We start from the raw sequence: 13,130 nt of genomic DNA on the forward strand, positions 1-13,130 counted from the left end.
CTTAATTATTATTTTGTACCAAATATCTTATCACCCGCATCGCCAAGACCTGGAACGATGTACCCGTGCTCATTAAGATGGCTATCAATAGACGCAGTATATAATTCCACATCTGGATGAGCTTCTTCTAATGCCTTAATACCTTCTGGAGCAGCAACCAGTACTAATACTTTAATTGAAGTACAGCCCGCATTTTTTAATAAATCAATTGTGGCAATCATAGAACCACCTGTTGCTAACATAGGGTCAACAACAAGCGCCATACGCTCTTCAATATTGGATGCTAATTTCTGGAAGTAAGGGACAGGTTTTAATGTTTCTTCATCGCGGTAAACGCCAACTACACTGATTCGGGCACTAGGAATATTTTCTAATACTCCGTCCATCATCCCGATACCTGCACGGAGGATAGGAACTACTGTGATTTTTTTTCCTTTAATCTGTTCTATCTCTACCGAACCACACCAACCTTCTATTGTTACCGTCTCTGTTTCTAAATCGGCGGTAGCTTCATACGTCAGTAGACTGGAAACTTCTGAAGCCAGTTCACGAAAGCGTTTAGTGCTTATATCATGATCTCGCATCAGCCCCAATTTATGTTGAATGAGTGGGTGTTTTACCTCAACGATCTTCATAATTTCTCCTAATGTACGACGCAGCCTGACAAAAAAATCGCGAGATTATACCGCTTTTTTGCCAACATTCCATCGTTTTTCTATTGATATTGATCAAACGCACAGCTTTTAACCACACCAACATGAATAATTGTGACCGATAAAGAAGATCCTCGCAAACGTTTGCTTTGCCTGTTAGAATAGCGTCCGCACACATTTTTTCTTAACAGCAACTTGCCGTGAGGGCTCTACGTGACTAACAAATCCTCTCTCAGCTATAAAGATGCCGGTGTCGATATTGATGCAGGTAATGCTTTAGTCGATCGTATCAAAGGTGTAGTAAAAGAAACTCGTCGCCCTGAAGTTATGGGGGGTTTAGGTGGCTTTGGCGCACTTTGTGCAATTCCATCTAAATACCGCGAACCTATTTTAGTATCAGGCACAGATGGCGTAGGCACTAAACTTCGCCTTGCGATGGATTTAAATCGCCATGATGACATCGGAATTGATTTGGTCGCAATGTGTGTCAACGATTTAATTGTTCAAGGTGCAGAACCCCTTTTCTTCCTTGACTACTATGCCACAGGCAAATTAGATGTCGATACGGCAGCACGCGTAGTAACGGGTATTGCCGAAGGTTGTAAGCAATCTGGCTGTGCATTAGTCGGTGGTGAAACTGCTGAAATGCCAGGAATGTATCACGGTAATGATTATGATATCGCAGGCTTTTGTGTCGGCGTTGTTGAAAAATCAGAAATTATCGATGGTAGCAAAGTCGAAACTGGCGATGCGCTAATCGCTTTAGCATCAAGTGGACCTCATTCTAATGGCTATTCACTCATCAGAAAAATTCTTGAAGTCAGCAATACACAAGCTGAAAGCACATCCTTAGGCGATAAATCATTAGCTGATCACCTATTAGCGCCTACCCGTATTTATGTGAAATCCCTGCTTTCATTAATTGAAAATGTGGATATCCATGCTGTGGCACATATTACAGGTGGCGGATTCTGGGAAAATATTCCTCGAGTATTACCTGAAAACACGCAAGCGCGCATTGACAGTAAAAGCTGGGAATGGCCTCTGGTTTTCAAATGGTTACAAGATGCGGGACAAGTCAGCACACATGAAATGTATCGTACCTTTAACTGTGGCGTTGGATTGTTAATTGCCGTTAACCCAAATGACGTTGAAAAAACATTAGCACATCTTGCTGAGTGCGGTGAAAACGCATGGTTAATTGGTGAAATTGCACCACAAGCCACAGGCGAAGCACAAGTTATTATTAACTAATGAAAACATGTGAATGAAAAATATTGTCGTCCTCATCTCAGGAAACGGCAGCAACCTACAGGCGATTATTGACGCCTGTAGGACAAATAAAATCACGGGTAATGTGGTTGCTGTCTTAAGTAATAAAGCTGATGCATATGGTCTTGAACGGGCAAAGCTTGCTGATATTCCAGCTTATTTTGTTGATCCGGCTCTATATCATGACAGAGCTGACTACGATAGTGCATTAATTGAACAAATCGATGCTTATAAGCCCGATATTGTGGTTTTAGCTGGTTTTATGCGTATTTTATCGCCTGGTTTTGTAACGCATTATCAGCATAAGTTATTGAATATTCATCCTTCTTTGCTTCCTAAATATCCCGGATTACATACTCATCGCCAAGTTTTAGCGAATAAAGACTCTTTTCATGGTGTTACCGTCCATTTTGTTACAGAAGAACTTGATGGAGGTCCCAAGATTATTCAAGCCTGTATTCCTGTTTTACCGGATGATACAGAACAATCATTACAAACAAGAATACAAGCGGAAGAGTATCGAATCTATCCATTAGCGATCAGATGGTTAGCTGAAGATCGATTAAAAATGAAGAATAATCAAGCCTTTCTCGATGACATTGCGCTTTTCGACAACCTTGGCTAACTATTTCATTTAAGATAAAAAGTCACATTGTGCTACACTGTAGCCCACGTGACTTTTTTGTGTCACCCTTTTCTCTTTTTATTCAATGCATTCACCGAGGTGCTTATGTCCGGTGGTAAGAAAGTTCCACCTATAAAATTACGTCCTCTCGAACGAGAAGATCTCTCTTTTGTCCATCAACTTGATAATAATGCCAGCGTTATGCGCTATTGGTTTGAAGAGCCTTATGAGGCGTTTATCGAGTTAAGTGACCTTTATGAAAAACATATTCACGACCAAAGTGAACGCCGTTTTATTGCCGAAAGTGACGGCACTAAAGTTGGGCTTGTCGAGTTGGTCGAAATTGATTATGTTCACCGTCGCGCAGAGTTCCAAATTATTATCGCCCCTGCACATCAAGGTCATGGATATGCGGCAAGGGCAGCAAAACTTGCGATGGATTATGCTTTTTCTGTACTTAATCTATACAAGCTCTATTTAATCGTCGATAAAGAGAATGCTAAAGCGATTCATATTTATGAAAAGCTTGGCTTTAAAAAAGAAGGTGATTTAATAGATGAGTTTTTTGTTAACGGTGCCTACCGTTCTGCGATTAGAATGTGTACTTTCCAAGCACCTTATTTTGAGCAAAAAGCCAAAGAGGCAAAACCCGAAAATTTTGTTAAACCGGGTGCAACGATTAAGCAATACGTCTGATTTATTCAGATATTAAGTTTTAACTTTAACCTTTGTTGGAGTTCAGATGTCCCAGGAACGACTCTATATTGATAAAGAGATCAGTTGGCTAGCGTTTAACGAACGTGTATTACAAGAAGCTGCTGATAAACGAAACCCGCTAATTGAAAGAGTCAGGTTTCTGGGGATCTATTCAAACAATCTTGATGAGTTTTATAAGGTTCGCTTTGCCGATGTAAAACGCCGTATTTTAATTAATGAAGAGCGTGGCTCACGCTCTGCATCAAGCCATGCTCGCCATCTTATCAAGAAAATTCAATCAAAAGTGGCTAAAGCCGACCAAGAATTTGATGCTTTATACAATGATTTGTTACTTGAAATGGCACGAAATCAAATCTTCTTAATTAATGAACGCCAAATCTCACCGAATCAACAAATCTGGTTACGCCAATATTTCCGTCAGAATTTAAGAAAACATATCACACCTATTTTGATTAACCCTGAAACAGACCTCGTTGAGTTTCTTAAAGATGACTATACCTACTTAGCAGTTGAAATTGTGCAAGGGCAAATTATTCATTATGCCCTGTTAGAAATTCCGTCAGATAAAGTACCTCGTTTTGTTATTCTGCCAACAGACCAAGGGCGTAGTAAGAAAAAATCCATGATTTTATTGGATAATATTTTACGCTACTGTCTTGATGAGGTGTTTAAAGGCTTTTTTGATTATGACTCATTAAGTGCTTATTCCATGAAAATGACGCGAGATGCAGAGTACGATCTTGCGACAGAAATGGAATCGAGTTTACTTGAAATGATGTCATCAACATTAAAACAACGCCTTACCGCAGAGCCTGTCCGTTTTGTTTATCAACGTGATATGCCGGATGAAATGGTGGCGTTGCTACGCAGTAAATTAGGTTTATCGAATAATGACTCCGTCATTGCTGGTGGTCGTTATCATAATTTTAAAGATTTTATTAACTTCCCAAATGAAGGCAGTAAATTTCTGTTAAATAAACCGATCCCACGTTTACGCCATATTTGGTTTGATAATTTCCGCAATGGTTTTGATGCGATACGTGAGCGTGATGTTTTGCTCTATTATCCTTATCATACTTTTGAACATGTGCTCGAATTGTTGCGTCAAGCCTCTTTTGACCCAAGCGTTATCTCAATAAAAATCAATATTTACCGTGTTGCTAAAGATTCTCGGATCATTGATTCGATGATCCACGCTGCACATAGCGGCAAACGTGTCACGGTCGTTGTTGAGCTACAAGCACGTTTTGATGAAGCGGCGAATATCCACTGGGCAAAACGTCTGACAGAAGCTGGGGTACACGTTATTTTCTCTGCTCCAGGTCTGAAAATTCACGCAAAATTATTTATCATTTCTCGCTTAGAAGATGGTGAAATTATCCGCTATGCCCATATTGGTACGGGAAATTTCAACGAGAAAACCGCGCGTCTCTATACTGACTATTCGTTATTAACTGCAAATACTGAAATTACCAATGAAGTACGCCGCGTTTTTAGTTTCATTGAAAATCCTTATCGCCCTGTGACGTTTGAGCATTTAATGGTGTCACCACAAAACTCACGTATCCTTTTAAATCAATTAATTACTAATGAAATTCACAGTGCCCAAGCTGGACATCCAGCAGGGATCACATTAAAAGTGAATAACTTAGTGGATGAAGAGCTCGTTAATCGCCTTTATGACGCATCAGAAGCTGGCGTAAAAGTACGATTGTTAGTCCGTGGAATGTGTTCTTTAGTCCCTAATCAACCGGGATTTAGTGAGAATATTCAGGTAACCAGTATTGTTGACCGCTTTTTAGAACACGACCGTGTTTATGTGTTTACGAATAAAGGTGATGAAAAAATCTTTCTCTCTTCTGCAGATTGGATGACGAGAAACCTTGACTATCGTATTGAAGTTGCGGTGGCTTTACTTGATCCGCAACTTAAACAGCGTGTTTTAGATATCCTAGATATTCAATTTAATGACACCGTAAAAGCACGTTATATCGATAAAGATTTAACAAATAGCTATGTTCCTCGTGGAAATAAACGTAAAATCCGTTCCCAGCTTGCTGTCTATGAATACATTAAATTGTTAGAACAACCCGATTCACGAGCGTAATTTTATGCCTTTATCACAAGATGACTCTTCACCACGTCCTTTAGAAATTGCGGCTATTGACCTCGGTTCTAATAGTTTTCATATGATAATTGCGCGTGTTGTTAATGGCGCATTACAAGTATTAAGTCGTTTAAAACAGCGAGTTTACCTTGCTGATGGACTTGATGATGATAACGAATTAAGCGAAGAAGCTATGTTACGTGGGCTCTCCGCCCTTTCTCTTTTTGCTGAAAGGTTACAGGGCTTTCCGGCAGAAAATGTCACCGTCGTAGGAACGCACACTTTACGTGTCGCCACTAATGCGAAAGTCTTTCTGCAACGAGCCAAAGAAGTCATTCCTTATCCGATTGAAATTATTTCAGGGCATGAAGAAGCGCGACTTATTTTTATGGGTGTTGAACACACTCAATCTGAAAAAGGTCGAAAGCTTGTTATTGATATTGGTGGTGGCTCAACAGAATTAGTGATTGGTGAAAATTTTGAACCCATTTTAATCGAAAGCCAACGCATGGGTTGTGTCAGTTTTAGTCGTCAATTTTTTCCAGAACAGAAAATTAGCGAATCTGCTTTTCGTAAAGCGCGAGAAAAAGCAGCGCGTAAAATGGAAAAAATCGCATGGCAATACAAAATGACGGGCTGGGATGTGGCTTTAGGGGCATCAGGAACAATTAAAGCGGCTCATGAGATCTTAGTTGAGTTTGGTGAAAAAGACGGTGTTATTACACCTGAACGCCTACTTATGCTCACTAAACAAGTTTTACGATTTAAGAAATTTAAAGATATCTCCCTACCGGGGTTATCCGATGAACGTAAACATGTTTTTGTACCTGGTTTAGCGATTTTATGTGGTATTTTTGATTCATTAGGATTAAAAGCCCTACACCTATCTGATGGTGCATTACGTGAAGGAGTCCTTTATGAAATGGAAGGTCGATTCCGCCATCAAGATATTCGCCAGCGCACAGCTAAAAGTCTTGCAGAGCACTATAATATCGATAGAGAGCAAGCAAAGCGCGTTCTTGAAACTATGCAATCTCTTTACACACAGTGGGCACAGCAAAACCCAAAACTGGTTCGTCCTGATTTAGAAGCTATTTTAGTTTGGGCGGTCATGTTACATGAAGTGGGATTAAGCATAAATTTGAGTGGGTTACATCGCCATTCTGCCTATATTCTTTCAAATACTGATTTACCCGGTTTTAATCAAGAGCAACAACTCTTATTAACCACCCTCGTTCGTTATCACCGAAAAGGGATCAAGTTAGATGAGTTGCCTAAATTTAATCTTTATAAAAAGAAACAGTATTTTCCACTCGTACAAATACTAAGATTAGCAACTTTACTTAATAATCAGCGACAATCGACGACAAAACCCGCCTCTTTGCGTTTAATTACAGATGAAAATCATTGGACGCTTTATTTTCCTAAAAAATATCTTTCCGATAACACATTGATGGAATTGGATTTAGAAAAAGAGCAAGAACATTGGCAGTCAGTTCCGGGGTGGAAACTGGATATAAAAGAGGAATCTGCTTAACAATATGATATTATACAGAAAAAGACGCTAGTCAATGCGTCTTTTGTTGCATCTATCATACAACAACTATCACATAACAACATAGGTTTGATTTGTGACCATAATATGAACATCACCAACGCAATATTGTTCAAGATTCATATTTTTTATACGGAGAAGACCGATAATCATCCTAAAATGGAATAATTAGTGTCAATGGTTATCTCCCTCGTAAGAATTAAAAAGGAATAACATGTCTCAAACAGCTATCAACAATGATACTGCGGCTGCCATCAATCCGTATTCACAAAAAGTGGCACACCTGCGTCAACAAATTTTGAGCATCTTTCTCGAAGATGATCATTTTGTTGAAACCGTTTTAGGTGAAGCAAGTGAAAATGATAGGCTGAGCCACCATGAACTTCATGAAAAAATCACCACTGTTAGAGAATTACTACAAGATCTACACGCGGCAGATATTGCAGATATTCTTGAAGCCCTTCCCTATGACGAACGTCTAGCCCTGTGGCATTTGGTTGATAACAATGAACGTGGTGCTGTTTTAGTCGAAGCGTCTGTCGCCGTTTGGGACAGCTTAATTAAAGATATGACTGACCGTGAGTTATTACGATCGGTCGCCACATTACATGTGGATGAGCAAGCATACATCGCAGAGCACTTACCTCGCGATACAATGCGTCGCCTTCTTACCTATTTAGAACCAAGCCTGCGTAATAGAATAAGAGAAGTTCTTCAATATCCCAAAGACAGTGTCGGTCAGATGATGGATTTTGAGTTCGTCACTGTGCGAGGCAATGTCACGTTAAAAACGGTACAGCGTTATCTACGCCAACGAGGCTCTATTCCAGAAGCAACGGATAAAATTTTCGTTATTGATAATAAAAACCATCTGTTGGGCGAACTTCCATTAACCACCGTTTTAACGCAATCTCCGGATAAACTTGTTTCTGATGTAATGAAAACAGACACCGTTAGTTTTATGCCTGAAGAAAAAGGTGAAGATGCGGCGGGTGCGTTCGAACGTTATGACTTAATTTCAGCCGCGGTTGTTGATAGTAATGGTCTTCTAATGGGGCGATTAACGGTTGAAGATATCGTTGATAACATGCATGAAGAGAGCGATACCAATATTCGTCGTATGGGGGGTTTGAGCCCAGAAGAAGACGTCTTTGCCCCTGTTGGACAAGCCGTTAAAACACGTTGGACTTGGCTTGCTATTAACTTATGTACCGCCTTTGTGGCTTCTCGTGTGATTGGTGTGTTTGAACATACCATTTCCCAATTAGTAGCTCTCGCTACGTTGATGCCGATTGTTGCGGGTATTGGGGGAAATACAGGTAATCAGACCATCACAATGATTGTACGTGCTTTAGCACTACATCAAATACAAACAGGTAGTTTCTCTTTCTTGATTTTAAGAGAGTTAGGTGTCGCCCTTATTAATGGTATTGTGTGGGGAGGCATAATGGGTATTGTCACCTTCCTACTCTATGGCGATATTGCTATGGGTGCGGTAATGACAATGGCGATGGTATTAAACCTCTTAATGGCTGCCATGATGGGTGTATTGATCCCAATGACCATGATTAAATTAGGTAAAGATCCCGCGATTGGCTCAAGTGTTATGATAACCGCCATTACCGATACAGGTGGTTTCTTCATCTTCTTAGGTTTAGCAACTATCTTCTTAGTCTAAAACACGCCCTATAACACTAACGCCACTGATAATAAATGACAGTGGCGTTTTTTTATGCCAATCAAACAGATATTAGGCCGTTGTAGAGAGGTAATAATAGACAAGCAACAATGCAATAATCAATGAAGTGATAAAAGTCTTTTTAACAGAAGCACTTAATAAATAACTGTCATTCTGATTGGTGTTATCAAGCATGGTTTTTAATACTAAACCACCACCTAATGCAACAATAGAAAGCGATGCGAACAACGCAATTGCAGCTAAGAGAACAGTACTCATTGAGATAGAGACCATAAACCCTCCGATATATCAATTGACTGACTGATGTAATTATAACCGATGATCGTTTTTTTGATGCCTATTTTTGTTTTTATTTTTAACCCAACCGCAAAACTCAAAAAAACCACATAATGCATAAAAATACCAAAATAAAATTATCATTTGTATTTTGATTAACTTTGAATTTCATAAATCACACAAAATACGCAATTTGATTTCAACAAGCCGATATTTAACATATAGTGGAATATTCTAATAATTCATTTTCTATCAGATCATATCTTTCATTATAAACACGATTAGCTTTATTAATTATCTAGTAATAACTTTATTTATGGAAAATAATAAATTAAATTATTACTTAATTTTTTATTTCCAATATTTATTGGAGTTTGAATAAATATATTCGACATTCAACCTTTGTTATTAAAAAACACAAAATTATCACTCACTTTTAATACATAAAATATATTTATTATATAATGATAAAAATTGAAATTACGGCATTTAACTTCAATTAATTGAAATTTAATAGTAAACAAACCCACAAAAATAACAAAACCAAGTTAATTATGTTATTTTAATTTCATCCACTTACATTATTCAGAGCTTCCTGTTATAACTTAAACCATCATCACAATTTTATTCTTTCTTGCATAAATAGCCTTTAAATAGCCTTTTGCTGTTATTTAATTTCACTCTATTTTATTTGCTAATTTAAAAAGGATCTCATTGTGATCTTATTACTTATTATTTTTATCACGATGATTATTATAGGTTGTTATTATGACATCACAATCACACTCCACTCAGCCGTTGAGTCAACCTACGGCAAGACCATTGAACCGCAACGACTATAAAACGTTGGGTTTATCCTCACTAGGGGGAACATTGGAGTTCTATGATTTCGTGATCTTCGTATTCTTTACGAAAACATTGAGCCACTTGTTCTTCCCCGGTGATAACGCCTTTATTGCACAAATGCAGACATTAGGTATTTTTGCCGCCGGTTATCTTGCTCGCCCTTTAGGTGGCATTATTATGGCACACTACGGGGATATTATTGGACGTAAACGCATGTTTACCTTAAGTATCTTCTTAATGGCTGTACCAACATTAGTTATTGGTTTATTACCTACTTATGCCAGTATTGGTATTGCAGCACCATTATTGTTGTTATTAATGCGCATTATGCAAGGCGCGGCGATTGGTGGTGAAATGCCAGGGGCTTGGGTGTTTATTGCAGAACACACGCCAAAACAACGTTATGGCTTAGGCGTAGGAACATTAACCTCGGGCATTACAGGCGGTATTTTATTAGGTTCAATCGTGGCGATTATCGTTCAACGTAGCTATACCGCCCAAGAAGTGAATGATTTTGCATGGCGTATTCCCTTTATTTTAGGGGGGGTTTTTGGCTTAATCTCTGTTTACTTACGTCGCTTTTTACAAGAAACCCCTATCTTTAAAGAGATGGCGGAGAAAAAAGCGTTAGCACAAGAAATGCCCGTGGTTTCCGTTATTAAAAATCATAAACAGGCGTGCTTGATTACAGCGGCATTAACATGGTCTTTATCAACCGCTATTGTTGTCACCATTTTGATGACACCTGGAGTCATTGTTGAAGGGATCTATAAAATTGATAGAACGACGTCATTAGAAGCGAACTGTGTTGCAACATTAACCTTAACCTTAGGTTGCATATTCTGGGGCTGGATTGGTGACAAATTAGGAACACGTGCATCAATGACATTATCATGGGGCGGGTTAATTGTGACCGCATTCCATTTTTATGGCAGTTTAGATGCAACAATGTCCGGTTTCCAATTGGCATTTAACTATGGTTTGATGGGCTTTTTTGTTGGTGCGATTGCAACTACACCTATTGTTAGTACAAGAGCATTTCCACCATCAATTCGTTTTTCTGGTTTGTCTTTCGCTTACAATATGGCTTATGCCTTGTTCGGTGGCTTAACGCCAATGTTAACAGGAATATGGTTAGAAAAAACCGCCATGGCGGGTGCTTATTATGTTGCTGGTGTTTCTGCTTTAGCTATCGTCGTTGCATTCTTACCTTTAGCTTATAAAGGCTGGACGGCAGTAACCCCCAAAGTGAGAGAGAAAGAAGTTGCATTACAAATTGATAAAGTCGTTAATTAAAATCGACTCATTATCAATATCTCCTGTTCAATACAGCTCCTTGATAGGAGCTGTATTTTTTTATATACAACAAAAAAGGATGCCTTATGGCATCCTTTGTTTTTCTTACATTTTTTGTTTTTTAATGGCACAAATTATTGTGTCATTTTGCTTAACATAGGTGCCGTGATCAGCATTAGAATTGCGATAACACCCGTTACAATACCGATTTGTAAAAATACACTGCTGTAAATTTCTAATGAAGCGTGAGCACTTTGTACATCTTCAGGTACTGCCATTAAACTCGCCACTTTACCTGCAATAATTGCAGCAGCTGCCGAAGTTAAGAACCAAGCGCCCATAATAAAGCCCATTAAACGCTGTGGTACAAGTTGAGCGACCATGGCAAGACCCAGTCCTGAAATCATTAGCTCACCAATACTTTGGAAACCATAACTTGCTACTAACCACCATGAAGACACAATACCCGCTTCATTTGCCATGCTTGCACCCAATGGTAACACTAAGAATGCGGTCGCACTTAAGAACATCCCTACGGTGAACTTATATGGCATTGGCAGTTTATCACCCATAAAGTTATATACAGCCGCTAAAAGTGGGCTTGCTAACATGATCCAGAATGGATTAAGTGATTGGAATTGCTCGGGTTCAACACTGAAACCTAATAGAGAATGTTCTACGTTATGGATTGCGAAGAAGTTTAAAGATGTTGGCATTTGATCATAAAGAACAAAGAATACCACTGCTTCAACCATCAGCAAGAATGCCACAATCATCTTGCGACGTGCTGCACCTTTCATCATAAAGGTTTCACGCGCAAAGATCAGGATGATACCTAATGAGATGACTGCTAAAGACCAACTTGCCACTTCATTATTATGTAACAACCACGTCGATACTGCCGTTAAAGCAACAATCCCCACCAGCGTTAACAACAATTTTGAATAATTAAGTGGTTCAAAATCCGGTCTAGAACCTTTATCTTTGATCCAACCACGACAAACCATAAAGTTTGCTAACGTGATCAGCATCCCTACAACGCTTAATGCAAACGCAACATCCCAACCATAATTAGCCGCTAACCATGGTGTTGCTAACATCGATAAGAACGAACCTACGTTGATAGACATATAGTACATCGTAAATGCACCGTCTAATTGTGGGTCGTCTTTCTCATAACAAGTTGCTAATAATGAAGATGGGTTAGCTTTAAATAAACCATTACCTACTGCAATCGTTGCAAGCCCCCAATAAATCACATCTTTATCGTGATCAGAGAATGCCACCATCGCATAACCAATTGCCAGTACGATTGCCCCAAGAATAATAACCCTTTTAGTACCAAGGACTTTATCCCCAAGCCATCCACCGATAGCAACAAAACCATAAACTAATGCGGTAAATGCAGCAAAAACAGTGATAGCTTCTGCTTCACCCATGCCCAGCATTTTAACCAAGTAAACGGCCATGATCCCTTGCAGACCGTAATAGCCGAAACGTTCCCATAATTCGATTGAGAAGATGAGATAAAACGCACGAGGCTGTTTAAATGCATTCAGGCTCGGTTTTTGTCCATCGTCAGGTGTGTTTGCAGTTGACACTAAAAACCTCTAATTATTCTATTACGCCTTTATAGTTAGGCTGATTTTTACAAAAATGTCGTTATTCAAGACAGAGTTAAAGCTCGGTGAATTTCATACTGGATTGTTATTCTTTGAAAAGAGTTCAACGCAGAGAAAAACAAGTTTGGCATTCTATCACTGGAAAGAATAATTATCTAAGAATTATAACTAACTATTGCGTTTTATCATAGTTACAGGCATTTGTACAAAATAGTTATGCGGTTAAAAAAACATCAAGCAAAATAACTTACTGATAATAAATAAATTATTTTCCACTTAATTATCCCTATATAAACAATTAAGCTACGCTACTGCTTAGCGCTAATTTGCTAAATGAGTTCGTATTGAATAACAATGATAGAATAATGCCAGTAGCAATTTGTTTTAATTGATTAAAATAACGCCAATAAAACACATTCCTTGACTTAATTTCCATATTTCCTCCATTTTTAACTGTGAAGA

The 13,130-nt window shown here is 38.7% G+C and carries 11 protein-coding genes; 7 read left to right on the forward strand and 4 right to left on the reverse strand.

The genetic code is table 11. The annotated features are described in order from the left end of the window. Nucleotides 1-8: 8 nt before the first annotated feature. Nucleotides 9-635: a uracil phosphoribosyltransferase gene (gene upp, locus DK865_RS05815; RefSeq protein ID WP_023581896.1), complete on the reverse strand. Its 627-nt coding sequence runs from the start codon at nucleotides 633-635 to the stop codon at nucleotides 9-11. Between the two features lie 231 nt (nucleotides 636-866). Here upp and purM point away from each other — a divergent pair, with 231 nt between their 5' ends. The 6 genes from purM (at nucleotide 867) to mgtE (ending at nucleotide 8,607) form a co-directional block, all read left to right on the forward strand. After that, entirely contained in the window at nucleotides 867-1,907 is a 1,041-nt protein-coding gene (gene purM, locus DK865_RS05820) for a phosphoribosylformylglycinamidine cyclo-ligase (protein WP_109391427.1), read from the forward strand. 13 nt (nucleotides 1,908-1,920) lie between these two features. Beyond that, nucleotides 1,921-2,550 (forward strand): phosphoribosylglycinamide formyltransferase, encoded by a 630-nt coding sequence (gene purN, locus DK865_RS05825; RefSeq protein ID WP_109391428.1) that lies wholly within the window; start codon nucleotides 1,921-1,923, stop codon nucleotides 2,548-2,550. A 105-nt stretch (nucleotides 2,551-2,655) separates the two neighbouring features. Continuing rightward, a complete protein-coding gene (speG, locus tag DK865_RS05830; protein ID WP_023581894.1) occupies nucleotides 2,656-3,246 on the forward strand; it encodes a spermidine N1-acetyltransferase in 591 nt (196 codons plus the stop codon). A 46-nt stretch (nucleotides 3,247-3,292) separates the two neighbouring features. Then, nucleotides 3,293-5,374 (forward strand): polyphosphate kinase 1, encoded by a 2,082-nt coding sequence (ppk1, locus tag DK865_RS05835; RefSeq protein WP_109391429.1) that lies wholly within the window; start codon nucleotides 3,293-3,295, stop codon nucleotides 5,372-5,374. 4 nt (nucleotides 5,375-5,378) lie between these two features. Beyond that, entirely contained in the window at nucleotides 5,379-6,911 is a 1,533-nt protein-coding gene (ppx, locus tag DK865_RS05840; protein ID WP_023581892.1) for an exopolyphosphatase, read from the forward strand. Nucleotides 6,912-7,143: 232 nt separating this feature from the next. Further along, a complete protein-coding gene (mgtE, locus tag DK865_RS05845) occupies nucleotides 7,144-8,607 on the forward strand; it encodes a magnesium transporter (protein WP_023581891.1) in 1,464 nt (487 codons plus the stop codon). Nucleotides 8,608-8,679: 72 nt separating this feature from the next. On the opposite strand, the gene DK865_RS05850 is transcribed toward mgtE, so the two are convergent. After that, nucleotides 8,680-8,901 (reverse strand): hypothetical protein, encoded by a 222-nt coding sequence (locus DK865_RS05850; RefSeq protein WP_036912772.1) that lies wholly within the window; start codon nucleotides 8,899-8,901, stop codon nucleotides 8,680-8,682. 771 nt (nucleotides 8,902-9,672) lie between these two features. On the opposite strand from DK865_RS05850, the gene DK865_RS05855 reads away from it, so the two are divergent. Continuing rightward, complete coding sequence (locus DK865_RS05855; protein ID WP_023581889.1) at nucleotides 9,673-11,046, forward strand: MFS transporter; 1,374 nt, start codon at nucleotides 9,673-9,675, stop codon at nucleotides 11,044-11,046. 134 nt (nucleotides 11,047-11,180) lie between these two features. On the opposite strand, the gene dtpA is transcribed toward DK865_RS05855, so the two are convergent. Together dtpA and DK865_RS18615 are read right to left on the reverse strand one after the other, a co-directional pair. Next, nucleotides 11,181-12,647: a dipeptide/tripeptide permease DtpA gene (gene dtpA / locus DK865_RS05860; RefSeq protein ID WP_036912769.1), complete on the reverse strand. Its 1,467-nt coding sequence runs from the start codon at nucleotides 12,645-12,647 to the stop codon at nucleotides 11,181-11,183. A 319-nt stretch (nucleotides 12,648-12,966) separates the two neighbouring features. Continuing rightward, complete coding sequence (locus tag DK865_RS18615; protein WP_162556611.1) at nucleotides 12,967-13,104, reverse strand: hypothetical protein; 138 nt, start codon at nucleotides 13,102-13,104, stop codon at nucleotides 12,967-12,969. Nucleotides 13,105-13,130 lie beyond the last annotated feature (26 nt).

Origin of the sequence: Proteus cibi (assembly GCF_003144405.1) — a bacterium.
Taxonomy (GTDB): Bacteria; Pseudomonadota; Gammaproteobacteria; order Enterobacterales; family Enterobacteriaceae; genus Proteus; species Proteus cibi.

Coding starts and splice junctions, on each gene's coding strand:
- mgtE (WP_023581891.1), top strand. CDS start 7,144: ATGTCTCAAACAGCTATCAACAATGATACTGCGGCTGCCATCAATCCG.
- purN (WP_109391428.1), top strand. CDS start 1,921: ATGAAAAATATTGTCGTCCTCATCTCAGGAAACGGCAGCAACCTACAG.
- upp (WP_023581896.1), bottom strand. CDS start 635: ATGAAGATCGTTGAGGTAAAACACCCACTCATTCAACATAAATTGGGG.
- ppx (WP_023581892.1), top strand. CDS start 5,379: ATGCCTTTATCACAAGATGACTCTTCACCACGTCCTTTAGAAATTGCG.
- DK865_RS18615 (WP_162556611.1), bottom strand. CDS start 13,104: ATGGAAATTAAGTCAAGGAATGTGTTTTATTGGCGTTATTTTAATCAA.
- speG (WP_023581894.1), top strand. CDS start 2,656: ATGTCCGGTGGTAAGAAAGTTCCACCTATAAAATTACGTCCTCTCGAA.
- ppk1 (WP_109391429.1), top strand. CDS start 3,293: ATGTCCCAGGAACGACTCTATATTGATAAAGAGATCAGTTGGCTAGCG.
- DK865_RS05850 (WP_036912772.1), bottom strand. CDS start 8,901: ATGGTCTCTATCTCAATGAGTACTGTTCTCTTAGCTGCAATTGCGTTG.
- DK865_RS05855 (WP_023581889.1), top strand. CDS start 9,673: ATGACATCACAATCACACTCCACTCAGCCGTTGAGTCAACCTACGGCA.